This is a genomic window from Curvibacter soli (assembly GCF_029211125.1).
GTDB classification, from domain to species: domain Bacteria; phylum Pseudomonadota; class Gammaproteobacteria; order Burkholderiales; family Burkholderiaceae_C; genus Curvibacter_A; species Curvibacter_A soli.
Genome location: NZ_JARGEN010000014.1, coordinates 48,013 through 70,119, shown reverse-complemented (window position 1 = coordinate 70,119; position 22,107 = coordinate 48,013). Strand labels below are relative to the sequence as shown.

The window sequence follows — 22,107 nt, the reverse complement described above, 5'->3', positions numbered from 1 at the left end:
GGATGCTGTTTCCCGACGTGAGGGCCGTGCTGTTCGACCTGGATGGCACACTGGTCGACAGCGCGCCCGACCTTGCCGCTGCTGCCGACAAGATGCGCACCGACCGCGGCATGCCCTCGCTGCCCATCGCTCATTACCGCCCCATGGCTGGCGCGGGAGCCCGGGGCATGCTGGCGCAGGCCTTTGGTATCTCGCCCGAACACCCTGATTTCGCCGGCATGCGCGAGGAGTTCTTCAGCAACTACGATGGCTGCATGCTGGCCTCCACCGCACCCTTCGACGGTATCGTGGCGTTGATCGGCCAGCTGCGCGCATTGCCGCTGGCATGGGGCGTGGTCACCAACAAGGCCCGGCGGTTCGCCGAGCCGCTGACGCGAGCCATGCCGCTGTTCTCGACCGCAGGCACCGTTGTCTGTGGAGATACCACGCCGCATTCCAAGCCGCACCCGGCGCCGTTGCTGGAGGCTGCGCGGCAGTTGGATGTTGCGCCCGCGCACTGCATCTATGTAGGCGATGACGCGCGTGACATCCTCGCCGGGCAGGCGGCGGGCATGGGCACCGTGGCTGCGTGCTATGGCTATCTGGGTCGCAGGGCCGATATCTCCGCATGGGGCGCGCAGGCCGCCATAAATTCGCCGCAAGAACTCTTGCAATTGCTCCGAAAGCCCTAAAATATGGATCCTTGGGGCTGTACTGGTTTCGACGTGGGTACGGAATCGCTGCGGTGCATGTCGAGCTGAATGCGCTCGTAAAACAGATTCAAACAAACTAACTGCAAACGGGGCCGCCCCCTAACTATCCATAGTTTGCTAGACTTTGGACCCACGCCCAGTGATCGGTTGCTTTTTTGAAAGTATGGAGTATTCCATGTTTTTCCATAGTCCCCAGCTGTGGTTGATGATGACTGATTGGCAGCGCGCCGCGTTGCTTTGATCTAAAATGAGGTTTAGGGGCCGACATGGTTTCGACGTGGATTCGGAGTCAAGTAGGGCATGCCGAGCACTCCAGAACGCTCGTTAATCTTTGTGGAAAACAATCAAGCGCCAACGATAACTCGTACGCTCTAGCCGCTTAATCCCGGCAAGCCGCTCACCGGAAGGCCAATGGTCCGGGTTGATGGTCGCAAGGCCTGAGACAGAGCGGTAATCTACATTGGCTGGTTCGGCGCCGGGTCACTAGGTGTCGAACGAGATTTAGTGACTGGTTGCCTTCGTAGCGTGCTGCTGCGCGACGAGGGGGATGAGATACAAAACAGTCAGCTACGCATGTAGAACTGCTTGGTAATGGTTCGCGGACGCGGGTTCAATTCCCGCCGGCTCCACCAGTACAAAGGCCTTGGACGAAAGTTCAAGGCCTTTTTTTTGGTGCATCGGCCTGCTCGGTCGCCCGATGGACATCGTGTTCGCCTGGCTGATGGTGGTTCGTTGGAGCTTGCGACTCGGGGCTCAATCGACCAGCCGTACTGATCGGATCTTTGGCGATCCATCCATCAACGGGTACGTCGTCCATCTCCACGGCAGCATCGATTTGCCAAGGTTCCGGGTAGTGTCGAAGAATGCGAAGTGCTGCCAAACGGAGCTTCTCTGGCACCGAGCCGTCCCACATTTGATGGTCTTTGTGGGGGGATCGGAGGTCACGCAGCAATTCGCCAGCCCACTCCAAAGCACGACGACGTTCATAGGGTAGCGTCAACGGAGGCCTCCTGTTTGCCGACACGCATCCGCCGCTCGGTCGCGTGGAATTCGCAGAGACATGCCCACCACGCACCGTGGAGGTCGATCCTGGCAGGCTTGCCGCACAACATGCAGGCGGTTTCTGTCTCGGTCTCGGCGTTGTCCAGTACCGCATCAACGTCTCTCCGACGGTCCTCAGTCATGCCCGAATCCGAGTAGTAGAACCGAGCACTGCCGTACTTCTCCTTGATTTGGCAAAAATGAAATTCAGCCTTGTGTTGACCAAGAACTACGTCCACCCTCTTGCAGGCTCTCGCCAGGATCTGCATCCATCCTTCGTACAGGTCAAGGCCGATGTTCGGCCCTTGGAACATGTACGGGAACCGAGCTTTCAGATTAGCGCCCGTTGAACCGTTGTGTTTTGCCTTGTCGTTGCCGTACATGGATCCAGTCCTGCTGCTCGGTGTCCTGCCTGATGCTTTTGAGTGTTACGGCTGAACGCTGGCACGCTCCCAAGACACGCAGAGCCAAGCAATCATTGTCTACTTTGTACCATTTTTGCTATGCATGTATGCAGCGAGGCATCAACAGTCGGCGAGTGGGAACCTCAACCGATTTCCTCTTGCTCAAAGCTTTTGCTGCCGAACTGAAGGCTCGGCGTACGACACTTGGTCTGAATCAGGAAACGCTCGCGTTCGACGCCCACATGAATCGGACGTCTGTCGCGAAGCTGGAGTTGGGGCAAACCTCTCCTGACCTGCCCCACCCAGCCGTACCACCGCAATGGCAGCGAAGTCCGTCAACTTTGGAGAATGACGGACATGAGAAAGAGCAGATTTTACCGAGGAGCAGTTCATCGGTTTCATCAAGCAGGCCGAGGCTGGCTTGCCGATCAAGGATCTGTGCCGCAAAGGCGGCTTCAGCGACGCGACCTTCTACAAATGGCGCGCCAAGTACGGCGGCATGGACGTGCCCGACGCCCGGCGGCTGCGTGAACTGGAGGCGGAGAACAACAAGCTCATGAAGCTGTTGGCAGAGGCCCACCTGGACATCCACGCACTGAACACCGCCTTCGGGGTAAAGCGCTAGCCCCACAGGCCAAGGGCGTGGCCGTCGCCACCATGATCGAGCAATGTGATCTGAGCGAGCGGCGCGCCTGGAGGCTTGTGGGGCTCTCCCGCGACAGCTATCGCCATCCGCCCGAGGCCGATGCCATGACGCAAGAACTCAGCAGCAAGATCGTCGAGATCGCACATGCACGCCGGCGTTTCGGCTATCGGCGTATCCACGACATGCTGCGCCCGCACTTCCCCGGTGTGAATCACAAGAGCGTCTACCGCGCTGTACAGCGCCGCCAACCTGGCGGTGCGCAGGCGCAATAAGGCCCAGCGGCCGGTCAACGAGCGCGTCCCGCTGCAACTGGCCGCGACGGTCAATGAGGTGTGGAGCATGGACTTCGTCAGCGACAGCCTGAGCACGGGCCGGCGCATCAAGTGCCTGACGGTCGCCGACGACTTCAGCCACGAGTGCGTGAGCATCGCGGTGGACTGGGGCATCTCTGGCCAGTACGTCACGCGGCTGTTCGATCAGGCCTCCATCTTCAGGGGCTACCTGCTGGCCGTGCGCACCGACAACGGCCCGGAGTTCACCAGTCGTGCATTCATGGCCTAGGCCAGCACGCACGGCATCCGCCACATCCTGATCGAGCCGGGACGACCTATGCAGAACGGCTACATCGAGAGCTTCAACGGCAAGTTCAGGGACGAGTGCCTGAACGAGCAGTGGTTCGAGACGCTGCAGCAAGCCAGATCGGCCATTGCCGTCTGGAGGCGGGACTTCGACGAGGTGAGGCCGCACAGCAGTTGTGGGCGAATGCCACCGGCGAAGTTCGCCCAGCTGCATCGCCAGCGCGCTGGCGATGCAGCTCGAGCCAGCTCAAGGACCACTGAGATCGAGATCAATTAATCTTGCAACCCCGGACTTCCTCGCTATGGACGTCACGGCGAGAGGGGCAGGTCAATGGCATAAACCCTGTGACGCTCGGTTGTGCACGCAAGGTCGGGGAGATCGTGAAGTATCTGGAAGATGGTGTAGCGCCGCAGATCCGGTACGGGTTCTACATGTAAGCCTATGAGCCATTGCAAAGTCAATTGCACTGTCACCCAGCTCATTTAGCTTCTTGATGGAAGGCGCGTCATTTCTCGACACGACCGCGCACCGCTCGCAGTTGGCGCACGCCTGTATACGTGCCGCCCGAGGCTCCCAAGACGTGCGCGAGAGATCGGCGCCGCCTTCCTTCCAAAAGCGTGAGGAACGCGACGTTATTCAATGACGACGTAGAACGGCTCAGACGTCCCGGTCAGCCGCTGATCGCGCTTGCGCACAACAAACGCCTCCACGAAATGAACACCGCGGTAGCGAAGGGTTTCGATGCGGGTCGCGCCCTCGTCGGAGCTGTAGAACCCACCACGCAGTTGGTTGGCGGCGCCTGCAACCCGGTCGGTGTTCGTGACGCGCCACCTTACATCGAAGGCATCGGTCTGGAATGGCGCACCGTTTGAGCTCACGGCGGTGAACTTTACTGCGTAGCCGGCTTGCAAGGGTTCGCCCGATCTGGTCGATCGGATGAACTGGCCGTATTCGGACGTTTTCAGTTCCACGTTCATTCGTACCGTCAACTGTTCGCTTGCGCGTCGCCACTTTGGGCGCTCAATGTGAGGCAGCTTGTGAATCCGCGGAGGCACAGCTCCAAGGCCGAGGGCCTTGACCATCGCGACCAGGTCGGTGAAATGGTTTGCGGTGACCAGCGACGTGCCGACAGACGTTGTGATCGACTCGCTGATTTTCTCGGCGGCACGTTTCGAATCGCTTTCAGCGAAGCCTTCACCGAACACTCGTCGCCATTTTCCGATGCTCTCTTCTTTGTCGACTTCATCGAAGGCGTCGTCGATCCAGCTACGATAGAGATTCACCTTGTCGCGGAAGTTCACATACTTTGCCTGTTCCCATTCAACGGCTTGGTCATCGCCGTAGAACACAGGATTCATGACTTCCGGGCGTTCGGGACGAGCCTGCAGCCAATCGTCAAGGCGATCAACGAGGGTCTTCAACGTCGTAGGTAGGTCAGCGAATTGGGCGCTGTTGCGATCGGTCTCATGTACGCGGTACCCAAGCAGCGTGGTGAGCAAGAACGACGGACATGTGAAGTTGCCCTTGATGTCGCGCATGTACTTCAGCAAGCGCGTAGCCTTCTTCAGGTCATTGCTGCCGGCAATGCCGTTCTGCCCAGTGACCCAATCGGTGTAGGCCAGCGGTTCGGACCGTTCGAATTCATCGCTGCCTCGATTACAAACCTCATGCGTGCCCGGATACTGTCGGTCGACCAGACAGGGGGCGATGTCGATCTTTCGCTCACCGGCGTATTCGATGGTGGCGCAGTGCGAGAAGCGCCGCACCTTGTCCTTGTACGCAGGCATTAAATTGAGCTCGGTCGCAAGCTTGTTCACGTAGTCCCGGGGCGTCCAATCAGGGACGGGTTCCACAAGCACCAATAGGTCCGCGTCGAAAGAACTTCCCGACTGCGGCTTGATGATGGTTCCGTGCGCCCAAGATCCCTGTTCCTCAAAGCCGAGGATCTTTGGCCCCCAGTCGAGTTGCCTGACAGCGGACTGCACGGCATCGACACTTGCGGTGAGGAGCGAAAGCCGGGTTTCATTCAGATTGACGTGATCCTTGAGGAACGTCTTAAAGTGTTCGTGCAGTTTCATGCGCTCACACCCCCCATTGCGGCGTCCCGTTTGGCTTCGGCTACCAGCGTTTCCGCCGCGTGATGCGCTGCGTCCTCATTGAGCTTGCGCGAGAGCCAATACACCCAGTCGTACACCAGTGGGTTGGAAGTACGGTTGCGATAGATCGCGTCCTGAAGGTTGCGCGCATCCTGTTCCAACTCAGGCGACGCGGGTTCCTTTAAGGCCTTTGCCCACAGCTTTTCGACCTCTGCCTTGAGCGTGGTAAGCGTCTCCACGGTATCGGCTTGTTTTCGATGCTCGCGCAGTACAAAGGCCGCCAAGGGCACAAAAGGCACGATGACTTTCAGGATCAGATCAGGCAGGCTCAAGCCGGCATGAATGCCATGGAAGAGGAAGCCAAGGAACATGAGCATCGCAAGGGCCAAGCAACCCCACGCATAGCCTCGGCGCACGCGCATGTCGTACGTGATGTTCGTGCGCTGGCAGACAAGGCGTCCCACTGAAAGCGGGACCGAGCCGACGCACTGTTCGTACCAGCCGAGGAGGGCCGTTCGCTCCTGATCCGTCATGGGCTTGCGTGTAACTGATCGGATGCTCTCCGGATCCACTTTCGAGCCCACCACGAACTGATTCCAGGGAAGCCCGAGAACTTCGGTGTCGAACTGCTCTTGGATGCGCGCAGCCGTCTTGATCCAGTCGCGCTGAAGTCGAGTGGCCAAGCCGATGTCTACCAGCAGCAGGAAGACGCTGAGCAGAGCGAGCATGGGCCGCACCTGCGTATCGTCCGGGCCCCAGAACGAACTTGCCCACGGCAATGCCAACGCGCAAACGAGAAAGACCGTCTGCAGACGCTTCGCGCGCCGGTAGTAGGCCCGCTGCGCCCGCAACAAGTCGAGGCGCTTCTCTTCATTCTGGCGGACGAGGATGTCGTTCACGAGCAATGGCTCGGATTCAGGTGCAATGGTGATCATGGGTTCCTCCCTCTTAAAAGGTTTTTTCTTGCATGGCTCAGTGCCATCGCTTCTGTTTTTCGCGCGGATGTTCGCCACCGCCGGCCCAGTTCCCTGTGGAAAGCCATTCCTCGAAATAATTAAGCCACTGGCCGGTCCAGGCGATGTAGGTCTCAAGAAGTCTCATGTGCGGCGTCCACTCGTTCTTGCGCGGCAACCACAGGCACAGCTTGGTGCCTTGCACGTTGCTCCGGTAAATGTGGGGAAGCGGCTTCCCGTCGGCGAGGAGGTGCAGATCCGGCGACAACACGAACATCGCCGGAAAGCCGGAACGGGGCACGATCAACATGCAGCTGTATTCGCGCGAGAGCAGGGTCGGCGAAATAGAGAACCAAAAGCGAAGCTCGTGCCCCTGCACCAACTGCACCCGTGCGCCAGGAAATCGCAGGGCGCGAAGCTCAACAGCCCGCTGGGCGAGCGTGGGCGGGCGGCGAGCCGGGGCGCGGGTCATCAATCACCAAAATGGGTGTGCGAGCGGCTTGGGGTGGAAATCGCTGCCGATCCGCCCGCGATGAAGAAGCTCTGGCCCGACGCACGCTTTTCCTCGCGCCGCGTGGCGTTGTCTTCGAGCACCGCAGCACTGGCGCGTTCGCCGAATGCCCGTTCGGCCGCTCTCGCAATCACGTCAAGGCCTGCGCTCTGATCCACGGCGTCAACCAGCACCGTCAGGTCGTGGCGAAGCCGTTCGTGCCAGTCGTCGAAAGCCTTTTGCTTCGCTGGTGAGTCCATGCATCCAGCCAAGTTATCGTTCACGGCCGTGAGATTCTTGAGATACCAAAACTCCCGATCGTTGGGCATCTGCAAGCGTTCGAACAGCTTGGGCATGAGCTCAACGATGTCGAGCAACAAGTCCATAGGGCCGTCGTGTGGCTTGAGCGCCTCAATCGCGTAGGCGTCCGCCACAAGGGTGGTGATGAAGCTGGAAGGGGGCGCGAGGTCGATCGAGGCGGTAGGGGCGCCAAAGCGAATGTTGCGGTTGATCTTGACCAGTTGCACAAGGCGGGAAAGCAGCCGGCTGAACACCTCATCCACGTCCGGCAGTGGGATCAACTCCGACTTGAGCGCCGAGTCAAGGGTCATGCGCATCGAGGTCGAGCGACCAAAATCCGGCATCACCTTCGCAACCAAGTCGAAGGCCTTGCAGTACCCGCGAGGGTTGGTGGAAACGTAGCGCTCGAGGTCGCGATCTGGGATGCTCGCGTGCGTCGCGCCGTGCATGACGACGTTCGACGGGTCATCGATGATCGGCGCAAAGTCGGCCGTCATGCCGCCCGCGTACGTCAGCGTGACGCAGCGGTCATACCGAACGATCTTCAGGCCGTGGCGATCAGCGTAGCGCGCGAGTGCGATGAACAGGTGCTCGATCAAACGGGCAGGACCGCCCGAACCGCTGTACCGCTGCATGCCTCCACTCAACAAGCATGCCGCAAGGTCGATGTCATGACCCGTCCGGCTCGTCTCGATGGGGCGCACCATCGTGCCGATCTGGCGTGAGCCATGGGCATGGACCTGATACAGGAGGCCCTCGAACTCGGGACAGGTTGCGAGGTAGTCCCCCGTGCTGATGTACGCCCGTTCCACTTCCGCCAGTTGGGTAGCGGTGGGCTCGTAAATGCGGGCTATTTTTTCAGCCAGGTAGAAGAAGCGAGCCGAAGACGCGTCGGAAAAGCGGCGGCGGTGCGGAAGGTTCGGAAGGTCGCGTTGCATGGTGAGGTCTCCAGTCAGGGAGGTCGGAGACCGCAGCAGCGGCCGCTTCGCCTTTATTTGCTCGGTTTTTCCTTGCGAATGCCTTTGAACGGCACACCGTCAGCCTTTTTGGTCCATGAAGCGTCCGGTCACTGCATCGCGTTTCGTCCAGGCCTGCTGGACCGGATTGAAGACTTGAGAGCGTTGACGGACCGCGCCGACGCGCGCGCTGTCGCCGAGGGGTGCATTTCTTGCCATGACATGCTCCTTGTTGCAAAGATGCCTAAATATTACGCGCTCATTTTGATCAGGTCAACGAGCGAAAATGCGAACTTCTTCAGACCGTTTACGATTGCATGATGAAGCACAACGATCAGGAAGCGTCACTTTTGAGGATGGCGGACATGCGGCACAAGCAACGCGAACGCTTGGCATACATCGATTTCAAGCTCTACTTCCTCGGTGAGCTTCGGCGTCAGGATCTGCTAGACCGCTTCGAGATCGGATTGGCCGGAGCGACGCGCGACATCACCGAATACAAGACGATGGCGCCACAGAACCTCGACTTCGACGGCACGGCGAAGCTTTACAGGCCGACGGAGGCATTCAAGCCGCTGTTTGCGCACTCACCGCGACAAGTTTTCATGGCCCTGTCGAGCGGGATCGGACAAGGTCTGGACCACGAACCGATGCCGATGCTCCGCAGCGAGTATCCGAAGTCGCTCAACATTCCCGATGTCAGCGTGATCGCGCCGATCACGCGAGCGATCAACCAGGGCAAAGCAGTGCAGCTGCGATACACGTCCATCAACAGCGGACACTCGATCAAGAAACTTGCGCCATTCGCGCTCGTCGACATCGGTGCGCGGTGGCAGGTGAGAGCGTTTGACCTTGAGAAACTGCAGTATCGTGATTACGTCTTGACGCGGATGTGCGATCCCGAGGTCATCGTTGAAAAGAACTACGACCAGGCCACGGTCTTGGAAGGTGATTTTCTTTGGAATCGCGTCATCGAACTTGAACTTGTGCCGCATCCAAACCATCCCAAGCCCAAAATTGTTGAGATGGACTATGGGATGACCAATGCAGTGTTGCGAGTAAAAGTACGAGCGGCCTACGCGGGCTACATGCTGCGCACCTGGTGCGTCGACTGCTCAAAAGACCATCACATCAAGGATGTGGACTTTGCGTTGTGGTTGCGAGATCCGCTTCAGCTTTACGGGGCAGAGGCTGACCTCGCGCCCGGCTACGAAGATCCCCGTCCCGGCCACCATAATTTGATTCGGGCGATGTAGGCCAGAGCGAGGCGGCCGTGGATCACAGCGCGAACGTTGTGTACCTGCGCTCGCGCTGAATCAAATCCCGCATCTCCATTACTCGGGCGAGCGGAAAGCGGCGGCAGGTACGTTCACTCCACTTGGCGCAGCAAGGGAACCGCTTCGACGGAGCCACCATCGCGACGCTGCGCGAGTCATGTCTCAGGTTTGTTCAAGCGAATCGGCTGTACCTTGGGTGCATCCAACAACACCAGAACTTCATCCGCAGATTGCTGCATGACCAGCATGTCCGCGGCCGAGGCCAAGGGACGCCTGATGCCGTGGGTGTTCAGTTTTATTAGAAGATCGCCAAACCAGTCCAAGCCGAGCTGCTGCATCGCGGCCGACCGAGTCAAGACACCATTCGTGTAGGCGAGCAAAATCACCTTCTCCGCGGCCGCCGAGGCATCCAGTGGTTCCCCGGGAGTATCAAACGTGTTCATTTAACGGTTGCGTGAAGATACGAACCTGATGTCCGGCCCCGGGCCGCGAATCAACTTGAGCGATCGCAGTTCTACGAAGGTGAAATGCCCTTTTCCAGGCATCCATCCGCCCGTGTCGATGAAGAGAACGTTGCCGAGTTTTCTCGGGACGGAGAGGGTCACGTGACCGTGGATGAGGGCTCTCACATTTCTAACCCCCGTCTGGTAGACGCGGTCGAAACGCATCGTCGACCACAGGCAAATCTGCCTGTCGTCCTCGGAGAACGGGGCTTCGACCGCGCGCCAGTCGTCGGACGGAAAGTCGGCATGAACAAGGCCCACCGATCCTCCGGCGGTTTCGACCTGGATCGTCAGCGGAAGTGCACGAAGTCGTTCGCCGACGCGGATCTGTTCAGCCTGCGAAAGATCCAGCAACCAATCGCCTCCGTGGTCCGTGAGGTTCGAAACTGCTGTGGGGGCACCAAGGGCGTAGTCGGATGCCATGAGGTCGTGATTCCCCATCGTTGACGAGAACCATGGCTTTTTAAGCCACTCCGCAATGAGATGAGACTCCGGCCCGCGATCGACCAAGTCGCCCGTGCAAAACAGTCGGTCGTTGACATTCGAGAAGCTGATCGAATCGAGGGCTGATTGCAGCGCTGAGAAGCAGCCGTGAACGTCACCCACGACGAAGTCGCGGCCGTGTTCGTTGCGCTCGAAGCGCACGACTTGAGGGCCACGCACCGCCTCGGGTCCGCTTTTCATCGTCCTCCCTTTCCGTCCAGCGTGTCGAGATGCTTGAACAGCAGACGGACCACATCGGCCGCGCGCGTTGGGTCGTCTTGCTTCAGGAAGGCCACCAACCGCTGCAACTCCCGCGCAAACATCGAAAGAACGTTGTCGGCACACGGGCCGTGGGCAACTGCCCGCGTTTCGGAGTCCGCGCCTCCGTCCTGCAACGGCGGGGCGGCTGTCGTCGAAAGGCGAACTCCGAGTTCGAGCGCAGCCAATCGCGCCCACCGGAGGTCACCCTGCGCCAGGGCGCGTTCCACGTCTTCAGTCTTGTTTCGCAGACTCCAATACATGCCAGATTCTTTCTTCATTTAGCTGCTTCGCGCAGGAGCGATGCATGAAGAAGGTCGTCTCTCGCTATGAGACTGGGGCTGTGCCGTTCACAGGTACAAACCAGCCACCCTCCAAATGAGCGGGATTCGGCGGGCTCTGAACACACGATGCACTTTTGCCTCGATGAATTTTCGGCGTTCAGCAGAACCTGCGAGATTTGGTTCTCCACGTCATCGGCGCTTTCGAGCCCGTGCTGACGCTCGAGCACGCCGCCGTTCATGAAGAGACTGAGACGAAGGGGTTTCACTTTCTCCGTCCTCCAGTAGTAGCGGGCCCATCCAAGCTTCTCTTTTACTTGCCGGAAATGAAAGCCTCTCTTGTTATCGCCCAGCAGTCGATCGATGTCGTCGCAGGCGATAATGAAATCGGCCAGCCATCCCCGGTAGAAATCGTGACCAATGTTCGGTGCGATGAACATGTACGGATACCGCTCCTTCAGGGCGCGAAGCGCCACCAGGTGCTCGTCGCCGCGAGCCAGATCGTTCGTGTGGAATGCCATCTAAGTCCTCAATGGGTCAGTTTGCGGAAACCCCGTTTTACTGCCGGTGCATGGACGGCCAAGCTGTGTCGCGTTCGCTTGCCACCGGCCGTGCCGTCGCGCTGCGGGCTTGTGCCCGGGAGCGCTCGTCGTCCTCCGACGCGCTTGCAAGCTTCGAAACGGGGGGCGCCATGTCAATGCTCCTCGGTGCGAATTTCAACGACAAACGCAGGGTCGAATCGATTGTTCTCGGGGGCCTGTTGACGCCCCGCGAGGACGTAGCCGCGGGGATTGCAAACCACCCGGCATGAGCCGATCTGATAGTCGAAACTTGAGTGGGTGTGTCCGTGTGCCCAGAGAACCGGGACTTCGAAAAATTCCGGTGGTAGTTCGTTCACGAAGGCACCTGATACCCAATCCGACGCGAACTGGTCAGCAAGTGAACCGCGGTGTGGCGCATGGTGCGTCACAACGACTGTTGGCCCATCGAACGGTTCCCGCAGTTTTTGAAGAAGCCACGCGCGATGCTGGTGGTGGAGCCGAATTGCGTCCTCAGGCGTAAACACGCGCCGATGGCGTTGTGGGCGTCCGTCAAACGCACTGTCGTCGGCGGCGGCCTCCACCCCGATGACCTGGAAGTCTGCAAGAACGCTGCCAGCCTCCCGAGACGAGCGCTCCACATCGCTTTTCGGACCCTCGGGTGTGTCGATGTGCAAGGCAAAATCGGTCCAAAGGGTGCAACCCAGAAAACGTGCGCCCAGGAGAACGACTTCGGTGCAGTCGAGAGCGTGAAAGTTCGTGCCGACCGATGCTCTGCGCATCTCCGTCGAGACGGACGCGATGGTCCTGCCGTAAAACTCGTGGTTGCCCATGACGAAAACGATCGGTGTCGATTCGCCGAAATGAGTCGTCCGACATGCCCAAAAGGGCACCTTGCTAGCTCGCGCGCAGACATCGCCCGCGAGAACGACGATGTCGAAGTCGAGGTCAGGCGCTTGGAACTGGCTGAACTCGAGATGAAGATCGGAGAGGACGAGGATCTTCATTCTTGCCCCCTCGGTGGCCACGCAAGAAAGCCATTTTTGCCGACGCCATGGACAAGAAAAGGCGAATCGGGGCCGATCAGTCCTTCCTTGAGGTAGTCGATTGCTTTGTGGTGATGACCATGCACCACCAACTTTGCACCCAAGTGGACCGCGAGATCATCGAGCGCGCGGAAACCGTAAGCATGGGCCGACGGTGCTTCGTGCGTCACCAGAATGTCTGCGCGCAGTCGGCACAGCGCTTGGTACACGTTCGGGAAGATGCTCGAGTGGTGCTTGCGCAAAATGCCTCCGCGCCATGTCGACCGAAGGTCGACTTCGGTGCCAAACCTGCCCCTTCGCGCGTGCGCTGCCATGCTCTCCGCTGAGGGGACGGCGGCCTGTTCCAACGGCAGGGCTGGGTCCCATACCTTGTCCCGAAACACGCCGCCAAGACCGGCAACGCGGTACCCGCTGATCACCTGCACCTGACCATCCAAGTTGCGGTCGCCGAGTTCCGAGTGGAACAGGTGGTCGAAATCCTCGTCGCTGTCGCTATCGTGGTTTCCGTGTATGAACCAGATCTTCGTTTGCTTGCGTATCGGCGCCAACTCAACGTGCAAAGGCTGCCGTGCCTGCAGATCGCCCAGAAAGACGATCGCTTCGGGCTGCAGGCGTTCAACGGCATCAAGCACGGGATTGAAGTCGCCGTGCGGATCCCCAAAGAAAACGATCTTTGGCCGGTCCTCCGATGCGTTTGCCGGCCTGGGATTCGAGTCGGAAGCCATTTTTCTTTCAAGCGGGCGATGCCGGATTGCGGGTCAAGAGGGATCGGTGCGCGGATTCGAATCGGGCGCAGCGTGGACCTTCGGAGAAGAAACGCGCCGGCCCCGTCACGGTGCGTGTGTGGAACGGCTAATCCGTTCCGACAAGAATTGCCAGCGCGAGGTGATTGAGCCGTGGCACGAGCCGCTGCCCTTGGATCTGCTTGATAACGCCTTGCACCAAGGCAACTGGCAACGAGAGCAGGAAACCGAGGATCACGCCACCCACAACGAAAGAAATGTCTCCGCCGGCAGAAACGGCACACAACACCCCGAGGCTAGTGCCCACGATCAGACCCCATTTCATTCTCTTCCGGTAAAAGCCTGGCGGAAGGTAGAGGCCGAAGGGCCGCAGCCGGTCGCAGTGGATGGATTCGTCGAAGGCGAACTTCCCTGTCGTGTTGTTCATCGCACCGAAGCACGCCCCTTCCTCGACGCCCTCAGCGGCGCCGTGGATCAGCGACATGCTGTGGCCAATCCTTACGTCGACGGGAAAGTCGCTCAAGTCGTGCGCGGACTCCTTCCCGTCAGCCGAACGCAGCCAAACCTTGCTGATTGAAACGACCTCGGAATGCAGGCGCCCAGGCCGAACAATTGGTGTCCCTCCAACGAACTGGCGCTGATCGCGCCCTTGCTGGACGACAGCAACTGAAGATTCCGAAGAGTCGATAACGACGCCTTGGACGACATCAAGCCAGATGCGTCGCTTGCCGGGTAAAACAATCGTGGTGGGCATGGCGAGTGTTGGTTGGGGTCAGAGGGCCGAGGTGTATGCGTAGGAGCTTCGACAATCGCAGCGAACCTGGTCAGTTGCTTCGATCCGTACCGGCTGATGTTGAGTTGAGATCGCAAGAGCCGACCTCAAGCGTCCTGAGGATGTGCTCAGCTAACCTGAGACGACGCACGTCGGCCGACCTCGGAGCGACCGAAGTTGGTCGGAAGTCGGTGCCGAAACAAGCGGACCGAGCACAAGGAAGTCGGTTGCACCGGCGGCTTGAACAATGAGGAAGATCGGCTTTCCCGAGTTCACATTCATGCGGTTGCCCTCAGAGTCGCTGAGGTGCGCGCCCTCGATCGAGGCCCGGTCCCGCCTTGGGCAGCCTTTCAGGCTTGTGGCTTTGTCGGCAGCTTGTTCGAACGTCAGTGGAGGGGTAGCCCCGCGGGCAGGTAGCCAACACGCCATCGCAAGCAAAGTTGCGAGGCTTCTCAAGATTGGGGCGCGGGCGCAGAAGTTCACAGCACCTCCTTGGACAGGCGCTCGGGCTGCGCCAAGCTGCTGGCGCATGCATTGCGCATCCATTCGACCGCAGAAGGCAGGGGCGTGCCCAGGCCCGTCAGGGCTGCGGCCAACATTTCGCCATAGACCCGGTCAGCGCCATCGCCCGCATGGTCGGCACTGCCGATCAGAACAGCACAGTGCGTTGGATTGGCCAAGAAGGCGGCAACCGCGGCGGGTACAGGGCCGCGATCCTGAGCCTGCGCACCGTGCATGCAGACGAGTGCGACAGCGCAAAGTGAGAGCGATGGGTATTTCACAGGTTCCAATGGTTTTGCCTGCCCGGTCAAGGCGAGGAATGCGGGTCGACACCAACGAACGGATGCCGATTATCGTGTACACGATAAAATTATCGCATGCTGGGGAATGATAAAAATCAATCGGTCGCGACAATTTGTGAATGCCCTCCGCCGTCGACCCGAAAGCCTTTGGCACGCGCTTTCGTCAAGCGATGCAACGCAAGGGGCACGGCGGTCTCGGTGCGACCCAGTTGGCAGAGGCTCTGGTGTCGGAGTTCCCTGAAGGGCTGTCCGTCCAGAGCGTGCACAAGTGGGTCAACGGCACTGCAGTGCCCCGCCCGGATCGATTGGCGGTTTTGGCGCGTTGGCTAGACGTGTCCGAGCATTGGTTGCGGTTTGGACCCGACCCAAAGGCCTCCAACCGGCAGACGGGCGGTTCAGATCGGCCTCTTAACGCCAAGGACCTCGCCCGCCGGCTGCAAGCGCTGTCAGAACCCCAGCGCGAAATTTTGGAGGCCCTGCTCTTGGAGTTCGAGAAGATTCCGCCAGAGTGACGCCAAACGTGTGCCTACGTCACGGGGTGGCGTGCAGCTCGTTTAAGGAACTCACAACCTGGTCCTGGGCTCTTCCAGAGCCGCCCTTAGGTCACTCAGATCGGCGGGACGTCCGATTGCATGACGGATTCAACCGGTCGCTGCTGCAACACACTAAAAACTGCATGCGCAGGAGGTGTGCTGCAGGTGAAGCACCGGATGCGAACCGTCTACTCAGATTCCCAGAAGGCATTGATGTGGGAGCGATGGAAGCGAGGCTTTCGTCCAGCCCGAGCGTCAACTGCGCTGTAGCGACGAAAAGAGCGCAAGTGTCGACCCTCTGGCTGGCGAGGAGAATCCAATTTCGTCATCGGTCTGATTGGTAATTTAAGTTCTCCGCCAAGCGCGCGGAGACGCTCTCACGTTCCTGGACCTTTCAGGCGTCGAAATCAGCCGCAGCAGCATCCGCCGCGCTTGGCTTGACTTGACTCCAGTGACTGTGCCCCGATCAGAACTGGCGTGTAGCCGGCTTCCTTGATGGCGTCGCTCAATTCACTGGCGCTTGCCTCGGTCGGCTCGATTTGTATCGTGTGGGTTGCCAGCTCAACTTGAACCTTGGCATCCTTGTCCGCGCCTTTCACCGCCTTGGTGATGGTGCTCACGCAGTGGCCGCACGTCATGTCTTTGACTTCGAAGGCAATCATCTCTTACTCCATTTGGTTTGGTGAGCTGTCACTGTCATGCTTCCAGCCGTGGGAAGGTCAAACGGTGCGGTGAAATACCCTCACTGCCATTGCGGGTTCGCTGAGCGCTGCTTTGACCTTCCAATGGTGGGAACCCTGAGCATCCACCTCGTACCAACCCACAAGGAGATTCCCGATGACCGCGCGCTCAGCAATGCTGGCCTCCCCAGCCGAAATCGACCTCGAGGTCATTGGGATGACCTGCGCCTCGTGCGTCATGCGGGTCGAGAAGACGCTGAAGGCTATTCCAGGCGTCAAGAACGCCAGCGTCAACTTGGCTACTGAGAAGGCAAGCGTGGTGGCGGACTCGTCGGTGACGTCAGAAGTTCTTGCGGCTGCGGTGCGCAAGGCCGGCTATGACGTTGCCTCCCGTGAGATTGAACTGCAGGTCGACGGGATGACCTGTGCATCCTGTGTCAGCCGGGTAGAGAAGGCCTTGCTCAAGGTTCCTGGCGTCACGTCTGCCATGGTGAACCTGGCGACCGAGAAGGCGACTATCCAAGCCCTCTCCACCGTTTCCCCCGGTGCGCTGCAGCTTGCGGTGGAGAGGGCAGGCTATACCGCCACCAAAGCCACGGCAGCTGTCGCGCAGGGGGAACGCACCAAACTTCCGCAGTGGTGGCCGGTCGCGCTCGGCGGCGTGCTCACGGCTCCGCTCATGGCCCCCATGCTCCTCAGCCTCTTTGGCATCGACTGGATGCTCGATGGCTGGGTTCAGTTGCTGCTGGCTACTCCTGTCCAGTTCCTGCTCGGTTGGCGCTTCTACGTGGCCGGCTACAAAGCCGTTCGCGCTGGGGCTGGCAACATGGACCTCCTTGTGGCGCTCGGAACGTCAGCGGCTTACGGGCTCTCCGTGTACCTGCTGTTCAAGCATGCGGGTCACGAGATGATGCAGCACCTTTACTTCGAGGCGTCCGCTGCCGTCATCACCCTGGTGCTCCTAGGCAAATGGCTCGAGGGACGTGCCAAACGGCAAACAGCTGATGCAATCCGCGCCCTGAACGCGTTGCGGCCGACAATAGCGCGAGTGCGTCGAGACGGCAACGAGGTCGAAGTGCCGGTGGAGCAGGTGGTGGTGGGCGACCTGGTTGTTGTGCGCCCTGGAGAGCGTGTTGCCGTGGACGGCGAAATCGCCGAAGGCCACACGCACATCGACGAGTCCCTCATCACCGGCGAGAGCCTGCCGGTCGCCCGAACCATTGGCGACAACGTCACGGGAGGCTCCATCAACGCTGAGGGCGTGTTGTTGGTCAGAACCACGGCAGTAGGGGCTGAAACCACCTTGGCACGCATCATCCGCATGGTTGAGTCGGCCCAGGCTGCCAAGGCGCCAATCCAGCGCATCGTGGACCGGGTCAGTGCAGTCTTCGTTCCGGTGGTGCTGGGCATCGCGCTGGTCACATTTCTCGGCTGGGTGGCGTTGACCGGCAACTGGGAAGCGGCTCTGGTAAACGCGGTCGCGGTGCTTGTCATCGCTTGCCCCTGTGCCTTGGGTCTGGCAACTCCGACCGCCATCATGGCCGGCACGGGCGTCGCTGCGCAAAGCGGCATCTTGATCAAGGACGCCGAGGCTCTCGAAGTTGCCCATGCGGTGACCATGGTCGTGTTTGACAAGACCGGCACGTTGACTGAAGGCAAGCCGTCACTGGCAGCAATCGTTCCGGCCCAAGGGCAATCTCGCGATGAAGTGCTGCGCATTGCGGCTGCTCTTCAACGAAGCAGCGAACATCCGCTGGCGCACGCCGTCCTCGATACCGTCCGGAGCGAGCAGCTTTCTGTGCCGGAGGCTCACGGAGCGCGGGCCCTGGCGGGCCGCGGGATCCAAGCGACCGTGCGCGGCCAAGAGGTCTTCTTGGGGAGCACCAGGCTTCTGCGCGAACTGCGCGCTGAGCCCGGGCCGCTGGCTGCCGAGAGCGAGCGCCTTGAGTCGGAAGGCAAGACTATTTCCTGGCTGGTGCGGCGGCAAGGTGAAGCGGCTGCGGTGATGGGCCTCCTGGCGTTCGGCGACCGCATCAAAGTGTCTGCGCACGAGGCTGTTGCACGGCTCCACGAAATGGGCATCGAGACCATGATGCTCACGGGGGACAACAAGGGCAGCGCGCAAGCCGTCGCCCATGAGCTTGGTATCAAGAGCTTCCGCGCGGAGGTCCTTCCGGGCGACAAGGCCGGGATGGTTCAGAGGCTCCGGGACGCGGGTTCGGTCGTCGCCATGGTCGGCGATGGTCTCAACGATTCGCCGGCTCTTGCTGCCGCCGACCTCGGAATGGCCATGTCGACGGGCACCGATGTCGCCATGGAAACGGCAGGCATCACCCTGATGCGGGGCGACCCGCGCCTGGTGGCGGACGCCATACACGTGTCTCGCAAGACCTACAGCACTATCAAGCGTGGGCTGTTCTGGGCCTTCGCGTACAACATCATCGGGATCCCACTCGCGTCTCTTGGCCTTCTAAGCCCAGTAGTCGCCGGGGCGGCCATGGCATTCAGCAGTGTGAGCGTTGTCGGGAATGCGTTGCTGCTGCGCCGGTGGCGCGGCAGTGCCTCCAACCAGGCTCCGGCAGCTACTGCAGTCCCTCTCGCGAGCGACCAACGAGCACAGGCATGAACATGATGAACATCGGCGGCGCCGCGAAGGCGTCAGGAGTCTCGGCCAAGATGATTCGCCACTACGAGGAGGTCGGCCTCTTGCCACCGGCGGAGCGCACCGAGGCTGGCTACCGCATGTACCGAGACGCAGACGTGCACACGTTGCGCTTCATTCGCCAGGCCAGGGACCTGGGATTCTCGATTCCCGTCATCGGGGAACTCGTGGGGCTTTGGCAGAACCGCCGGCGGTCAAGCCGAGTGGTGAAGGCCGTAGCACAGGCACACATTGAGGAGCTTGAACAAAAAGCGAAGGACATTCTCGCGATGAAGGCCACCTTGGAGCATCTTGTGCACTGCTGCAACGGCGATGACCGGCCCGACTGTCCAATCATCGAGCAGCTGGCGAGTGACGCGAAAGACGGGCAGAGCCCGGCACCGGCGAAGCGGCCACGCCGGGGTCAGCTGACAGCGGGCCACCGCGCCTGACCGCGATGCCCCACACAGTTCAAATTGGGCCGGTCGTGTTGCCGGTCGCGCTTCTTTTCATGTTCGTGGCGGTCTTTTCTGCCGGCTACATCGCCAAGAGGACTAGCGATTCGCCGACCGAAGTGGATTCCGTGCTCTGGCAGGCGGGTCTGCTCGGCTTGGTCGCTGCTCGAGCTGCATTCGTGCTTGAGTACTTCAGCAGCTATTCCGCAGCCCCCTTGTCCATCGTGGACATCAGAGACGGCGGATGGAGACCAGTGGTCGGTTTTGCTGCTGCCTGGCTTTTTATCGCAGGGCGTCTGCTCAAGCGTCCGCCAATGCGCAAATCGTTGATGTGGGCAGCTTTGACTGGCAACCTCATTTGGGGCACGGGCTTCCTTCCTTCGATACTTCCAGCCAAAGAGGAGCATAAGGTTCCGTCGCTTGCTCTTGTAAGTCTGAACGGCTCACCTGTCGACTTGGCTCAGTTCGAAGGCAAGCCGATGGTGGTGAACCTCTGGGGGACGTGGTGTCCGCCGTGCGTGCGTGAGATGCCCGTGCTTCATGAGGCGCAGCTCCGCAATCCCACGGTGAACTTCGTGTTCATCAATCAAGGCGAGACCTCCAGTCGAGTTGTGCCTTGGCTGTCAGCTCGCGGCCTTTCTCTTCAGAATGTGCTATTGAACTCCAGAGGGGAAGCGCTTGCAGCGTTCAGGCAGCGGGGGCTCCCCACAACATTGTTTTTCGATGCAGAAGGTCGGCTTGTGGGCACTCGAACAGGCGAGCTCTCAAAAGCCACCCTGGCGGAAGAACTCAGCTCAATCTCAGATGACTAGCGCTCCAGACGTAGCGCTCGCCAGCGGGTTACCTCGGCCTCGAATTGGATGACGCGTTGCAGATTTAGAAACAGAATGAGATCTGACGCTGCGTTCTTGAAGCTTGGTCAAGGCACTGGCAACTCACGCATGCGTGAATGAGCGGTTTGCTAGAACTCGCTGTCGGGACAACAGATGCTCAGAATAGAACTGCCTGAACGACGAACTCGCCATTCATGAACCAACCGACCTCGACAGCGTGGAGCGAGTCCTCTCAACTTCACGCCCTGCTTGCAAGGTTTCCGTACATGTTTCCATTGACGGGTGGAGAGCGGAAGCGGGCATACATTTTCTTTCGCGGATGGATGCCGACATTCGCGCTGCTGTGCCAACACATCGATGACGCCCTCGGGAGCGAAAAGCGCGAATTCGGGTGGGTACGCATTCGAGAAAAGTTTGGTGCACCGAGCTTCTCGTACGAGATGCGAGGTCGGGCCCGGCATGCGATCCATGCACATCGGCCAAACGAGGTCACTCGAATCATTTGTGAGCCGAGTGAATCGTTTGACTCAATAGCGGTTGCGATCCAAGAAGCTGTCCTGGAAGCTGAGGTGAGGTTGCGAGAGACATGCATCGTCTGTGGGACGAGTTCAACCATCACCAATGATGTAGGGCCGTGGGTATCACTCTGCGTCAATCATCGAAAGTGGACGTTCGTGAAAACTCTGGACAACGAGGCTGCGTCGGTGTGGGGGGCAGCGCAACTCCATGAGGCTTGATCGCGGGCGCGTTCCACAGACCGCTGCTACCCAATCCAAAATGTAGGACGGCGGGACTAGATTGGGCACACCGGTGTCCTGATCCCGCATGAAGCTGGACACCAGTTTCCCCCGCCGCAGCACCGCTCGCCGGCTGGGGTCTGGATGCGGAAGCCGCCCTGAATGTTGGCATGCCACCTTTATGGTCGCGCCGGTGAACCGTCTTGTGGTTGCCAGCCGCGGCCCCCTGTCAAAATCCGGCCGTCTTCGCGCAGGCCGCTTGCCGCCCCCGCCAAGTGATTTTGGCTGCGGACCTAACCTGCCCAATAGCTCGGTCGAGTCCGTCTGGAACGCATGTCCCTTCTCTCTCTCCGCTCCGTTCTCGAAACACGCCAGGTTGCGATTTACTTTGCCGCTGTCGTTCTTGCCGGCATCTTGGCGTGGCAGTGGCCCGCTTCGACAGGGATGGCACCGGCCATCGATCCCTTGCTGGCGTTCATGCTGTTCATGACGGTCCTGCAGGTGCCGCTGACGGAATTGCGTCGCGCTTGGTCGAACATGCGTTTCCTCGGCGCGCTGTTGTTGGCCAACTTCGTGGCTGTGCCGTTGCTGGTCGCCGTGCTGTTGCCCTGGATGCCGCAAGACCCGCTGCTGCGGATCGGCGAGCTGCTGGTGTTGCTGACACCGTGCATCGACTACGTCGTGACCTTCGCCCATCTTGGGCAAGCAGATGCCAAGCCGCTGTTGGCATCCACACCCCTGCTGCTGGCAGCACAGATGATTCTGTTGCCCGTCTACCTGGGCGTGTTCATGGGGGACGCAGCCGCTGGATTGGTCCAGTGGGAGCCCTTTGTGCACGCCTTCATCTGGCTCATCGCGGTGGCGCTATCGCTGGCGGCCGTGTTCCAGGTCTGGGCGGCCCGATCAACCGCTGGGGAGCGTGCCGTCGGATGGCTCGGGCTGTTCCCTGTCCCCGCAACGGCCGCAGTCCTGTTCGTGGTCGTGGCGGCCGTCGCGCCGCAGCTGAGCTTGGCAATGGACGCCGTGCGCGCAGTCGCCCCGGTCTATGTCGCGTTTGCGATTGCAGCGCCGATGCTCGGGTGGGGCGTCGCCCGCTTGTTCCGCTTGCCTGCCGATCAAGGCAGGGCCATCGCCTTCAGCTCTGCGACGCGCGACTCCCTGGTTGTGCTGCCCTTGGGTCTGGCCATCCCCGGCGCCTTGCCCTGGGTGCCTGCCGTGATCGTGACAGACGTTGGTCGAACTGGTCAGCGAGCTGATGTACGTCAAGGTAGCGCCGAGCTTGGGGACAAAGGCTGTTCGACAGCGCTCTTTACCTGGGTCACTGCACGCCAGGAGGCGAAGATGTTCTCACGGGCGCAGCGCTTGA

At 60.1% G+C, this 22,107-nt stretch carries 21 protein-coding genes, 1 other RNA gene and 3 pseudogenes; 10 read left to right on the top strand and 15 right to left on the bottom strand.

What is annotated here, in order from left to right:
- The first annotated feature begins 5 nt into the window (after positions 1-5).
- Positions 6-671, top strand: coding sequence for an HAD family hydrolase (locus PY257_RS03100; protein WP_275738777.1), 666 nt, complete (start codon positions 6-8; stop codon positions 669-671).
- Between the two features lie 278 nt (positions 672-949).
- Positions 950-1,324, top strand: a transfer-messenger RNA (tmRNA) gene (gene ssrA, locus PY257_RS03095).
- 23 nt (positions 1,325-1,347) lie between these two features.
- Here ssrA and PY257_RS16310 read toward each other — a convergent pair.
- Both PY257_RS16310 and PY257_RS03090 read right to left on the bottom strand, forming a co-directional pair.
- The gene (locus PY257_RS16310) at positions 1,348-1,716 is read right to left on the bottom strand and encodes a BPSL0761 family protein (protein WP_419095646.1); all 369 of its coding nucleotides are present in this window, start codon (positions 1,714-1,716) and stop codon (positions 1,348-1,350) included.
- Positions 1,676-2,116, bottom strand: a complete 441-nt coding sequence (locus PY257_RS03090) for a hypothetical protein (RefSeq protein ID WP_275738637.1) — start codon at positions 2,114-2,116, stop codon at positions 1,676-1,678. The genes PY257_RS16310 and PY257_RS03090 overlap by 41 nt, the downstream gene beginning before the upstream one ends.
- A 32-nt stretch (positions 2,117-2,148) precedes the next feature.
- Between PY257_RS03090 and PY257_RS16305 the strand changes: the two are divergent.
- Positions 2,149-2,421 (top strand): annotated as a pseudogene (locus PY257_RS16305) (helix-turn-helix domain-containing protein); the annotation flags it as partial.
- Between the two features lie 73 nt (positions 2,422-2,494).
- Positions 2,495-3,638, top strand: a pseudogene (locus tag PY257_RS03085) (IS3 family transposase).
- A gap of 356 nt (positions 3,639-3,994) precedes the next feature.
- Here the strand turns inward: PY257_RS03085 and PY257_RS03080 are convergent.
- Genes PY257_RS03080 through PY257_RS03065 form a run of 4 tightly spaced genes read right to left on the bottom strand, consistent with a single transcriptional unit; the run spans position 3,995 to position 8,139 of the window.
- Positions 3,995-5,440: an SMODS domain-containing nucleotidyltransferase gene (locus PY257_RS03080; protein ID WP_275738635.1), complete on the bottom strand. Its 1,446-nt coding sequence runs from the start codon at positions 5,438-5,440 to the stop codon at positions 3,995-3,997.
- Positions 5,437-6,393: an S-4TM family putative pore-forming effector gene (locus tag PY257_RS03075; protein WP_275738633.1), complete on the bottom strand. Its 957-nt coding sequence runs from the start codon at positions 6,391-6,393 to the stop codon at positions 5,437-5,439. The genes PY257_RS03080 and PY257_RS03075 overlap by 4 nt, the downstream gene beginning before the upstream one ends.
- 37 nt (positions 6,394-6,430) lie before the next feature.
- Positions 6,431-6,883, bottom strand: coding sequence for a type II CBASS E2 protein (locus PY257_RS03070; protein ID WP_275738631.1), 453 nt, complete (start codon positions 6,881-6,883; stop codon positions 6,431-6,433).
- Positions 6,883-8,139, bottom strand: coding sequence for an SMODS domain-containing nucleotidyltransferase (locus PY257_RS03065; protein WP_275738629.1), 1,257 nt, complete (start codon positions 8,137-8,139; stop codon positions 6,883-6,885). Before PY257_RS03065 ends, PY257_RS03070 begins: the two co-directional genes overlap by 1 nt.
- Positions 8,140-8,474: 335 nt before the next feature.
- On the opposite strand from PY257_RS03065, the gene PY257_RS03060 reads away from it, so the two are divergent.
- Positions 8,475-9,413: a BrxR family transcriptional regulator gene (locus PY257_RS03060; RefSeq protein WP_345799231.1), complete on the top strand. Its 939-nt coding sequence runs from the start codon at positions 8,475-8,477 to the stop codon at positions 9,411-9,413.
- A 176-nt stretch (positions 9,414-9,589) separates the two neighbouring features.
- On the opposite strand, the gene PY257_RS03055 is transcribed toward PY257_RS03060, so the two are convergent.
- The 8 genes from PY257_RS03055 to PY257_RS03020 all read right to left on the bottom strand — a co-directional run bounded on the left by PY257_RS03055 (position 9,590) and on the right by PY257_RS03020 (position 14,871).
- Positions 9,590-9,877, bottom strand: coding sequence for a hypothetical protein (locus PY257_RS03055; RefSeq protein ID WP_275738627.1), 288 nt, complete (start codon positions 9,875-9,877; stop codon positions 9,590-9,592).
- Positions 9,878-10,621 (bottom strand): metallophosphoesterase, encoded by a 744-nt coding sequence (locus PY257_RS03050; protein ID WP_275738626.1) that lies wholly within the window; start codon positions 10,619-10,621, stop codon positions 9,878-9,880.
- Positions 10,618-10,959: a hypothetical protein gene (locus PY257_RS03045; protein WP_275738624.1), complete on the bottom strand. Its 342-nt coding sequence runs from the start codon at positions 10,957-10,959 to the stop codon at positions 10,618-10,620. The genes PY257_RS03050 and PY257_RS03045 overlap by 4 nt, the downstream gene beginning before the upstream one ends.
- The gene (locus tag PY257_RS03040; RefSeq protein WP_275738623.1) at positions 10,956-11,480 is read right to left on the bottom strand and encodes a hypothetical protein; all 525 of its coding nucleotides are present in this window, start codon (positions 11,478-11,480) and stop codon (positions 10,956-10,958) included. Before PY257_RS03040 ends, PY257_RS03045 begins: the two co-directional genes overlap by 4 nt.
- Positions 11,481-11,653: 173 nt before the next feature.
- Positions 11,654-12,505 (bottom strand): metallophosphoesterase, encoded by an 852-nt coding sequence (locus tag PY257_RS03035; RefSeq protein ID WP_275738622.1) that lies wholly within the window; start codon positions 12,503-12,505, stop codon positions 11,654-11,656.
- Positions 12,502-13,269 (bottom strand): metallophosphoesterase family protein, encoded by a 768-nt coding sequence (locus PY257_RS03030; RefSeq protein WP_275738620.1) that lies wholly within the window; start codon positions 13,267-13,269, stop codon positions 12,502-12,504. The genes PY257_RS03035 and PY257_RS03030 overlap by 4 nt, the downstream gene beginning before the upstream one ends.
- 127 nt (positions 13,270-13,396) lie before the next feature.
- Positions 13,397-14,041, bottom strand: a complete 645-nt coding sequence (locus PY257_RS03025) for a hypothetical protein (RefSeq protein WP_275738618.1) — start codon at positions 14,039-14,041, stop codon at positions 13,397-13,399.
- Positions 14,042-14,538: 497 nt separating this feature from the next.
- Complete coding sequence (locus tag PY257_RS03020) at positions 14,539-14,871, bottom strand: hypothetical protein (RefSeq protein WP_275738616.1); 333 nt, start codon at positions 14,869-14,871, stop codon at positions 14,539-14,541.
- Positions 14,872-14,981: 110 nt separating this feature from the next.
- Here PY257_RS03020 and PY257_RS03015 point away from each other — a divergent pair, with 110 nt between their 5' ends.
- Positions 14,982-15,374 (top strand): helix-turn-helix domain-containing protein, encoded by a 393-nt coding sequence (locus tag PY257_RS03015; RefSeq protein WP_275738614.1) that lies wholly within the window; start codon positions 14,982-14,984, stop codon positions 15,372-15,374.
- Between the two features lie 428 nt (positions 15,375-15,802).
- On the opposite strand, the gene PY257_RS03010 is transcribed toward PY257_RS03015, so the two are convergent.
- Positions 15,803-16,057, bottom strand: a complete 255-nt coding sequence (locus tag PY257_RS03010; protein WP_275738612.1) for a heavy-metal-associated domain-containing protein — start codon at positions 16,055-16,057, stop codon at positions 15,803-15,805.
- 175 nt (positions 16,058-16,232) lie between these two features.
- Between PY257_RS03010 and PY257_RS03005 the strand changes: the two genes are divergently transcribed.
- From PY257_RS03005 to PY257_RS02990, 4 genes and pseudogenes are all read left to right on the top strand, one after another.
- Positions 16,233-18,701: a heavy metal translocating P-type ATPase gene (locus PY257_RS03005; RefSeq protein WP_275738609.1), complete on the top strand. Its 2,469-nt coding sequence runs from the start codon at positions 16,233-16,235 to the stop codon at positions 18,699-18,701.
- Positions 18,698-19,168 carry a Cu(I)-responsive transcriptional regulator gene (gene cueR / locus PY257_RS03000; RefSeq protein ID WP_345799230.1) on the top strand — a complete coding sequence of 157 codons (471 nt, stop codon included), beginning with the start codon at positions 18,698-18,700 and terminating at the stop codon, positions 19,166-19,168. Before PY257_RS03005 ends, cueR begins: the two co-directional genes overlap by 4 nt.
- 5 nt (positions 19,169-19,173) lie before the next feature.
- Positions 19,174-19,983: a TlpA disulfide reductase family protein gene (locus tag PY257_RS02995; RefSeq protein ID WP_275738607.1), complete on the top strand. Its 810-nt coding sequence runs from the start codon at positions 19,174-19,176 to the stop codon at positions 19,981-19,983.
- A 1,091-nt stretch (positions 19,984-21,074) separates the two neighbouring features.
- Positions 21,075-22,107 (top strand): annotated as a pseudogene (locus PY257_RS02990) (arsenic resistance protein).

Coding starts and splice junctions, on each gene's coding strand:
- PY257_RS03090 (WP_275738637.1), bottom strand. CDS start 2,116: ATGTACGGCAACGACAAGGCAAAACACAACGGTTCAACGGGCGCTAAT.
- PY257_RS03080 (WP_275738635.1), bottom strand. CDS start 5,440: ATGAAACTGCACGAACACTTTAAGACGTTCCTCAAGGATCACGTCAAT.
- PY257_RS03075 (WP_275738633.1), bottom strand. CDS start 6,393: ATGATCACCATTGCACCTGAATCCGAGCCATTGCTCGTGAACGACATC.
- PY257_RS03070 (WP_275738631.1), bottom strand. CDS start 6,883: ATGACCCGCGCCCCGGCTCGCCGCCCGCCCACGCTCGCCCAGCGGGCT.
- PY257_RS03065 (WP_275738629.1), bottom strand. CDS start 8,139: ATGCAACGCGACCTTCCGAACCTTCCGCACCGCCGCCGCTTTTCCGAC.
- PY257_RS03060 (WP_345799231.1), top strand. CDS start 8,475: ATGATGAAGCACAACGATCAGGAAGCGTCACTTTTGAGGATGGCGGAC.
- PY257_RS03055 (WP_275738627.1), bottom strand. CDS start 9,877: ATGAACACGTTTGATACTCCCGGGGAACCACTGGATGCCTCGGCGGCC.
- PY257_RS03050 (WP_275738626.1), bottom strand. CDS start 10,621: ATGAAAAGCGGACCCGAGGCGGTGCGTGGCCCTCAAGTCGTGCGCTTC.
- PY257_RS03045 (WP_275738624.1), bottom strand. CDS start 10,959: ATGAAGAAAGAATCTGGCATGTATTGGAGTCTGCGAAACAAGACTGAA.
- PY257_RS03040 (WP_275738623.1), bottom strand. CDS start 11,480: ATGGCATTCCACACGAACGATCTGGCTCGCGGCGACGAGCACCTGGTG.
- PY257_RS03035 (WP_275738622.1), bottom strand. CDS start 12,505: ATGAAGATCCTCGTCCTCTCCGATCTTCATCTCGAGTTCAGCCAGTTC.
- PY257_RS03030 (WP_275738620.1), bottom strand. CDS start 13,269: ATGGCTTCCGACTCGAATCCCAGGCCGGCAAACGCATCGGAGGACCGG.
- PY257_RS03025 (WP_275738618.1), bottom strand. CDS start 14,041: ATGCCCACCACGATTGTTTTACCCGGCAAGCGACGCATCTGGCTTGAT.
- PY257_RS03015 (WP_275738614.1), top strand. CDS start 14,982: ATGCCCTCCGCCGTCGACCCGAAAGCCTTTGGCACGCGCTTTCGTCAA.
- PY257_RS03010 (WP_275738612.1), bottom strand. CDS start 16,057: ATGATTGCCTTCGAAGTCAAAGACATGACGTGCGGCCACTGCGTGAGC.
- PY257_RS03005 (WP_275738609.1), top strand. CDS start 16,233: ATGACCGCGCGCTCAGCAATGCTGGCCTCCCCAGCCGAAATCGACCTC.
- cueR (WP_345799230.1), top strand. CDS start 18,698: ATGAACATGATGAACATCGGCGGCGCCGCGAAGGCGTCAGGAGTCTCG.
- PY257_RS02995 (WP_275738607.1), top strand. CDS start 19,174: ATGCCCCACACAGTTCAAATTGGGCCGGTCGTGTTGCCGGTCGCGCTT.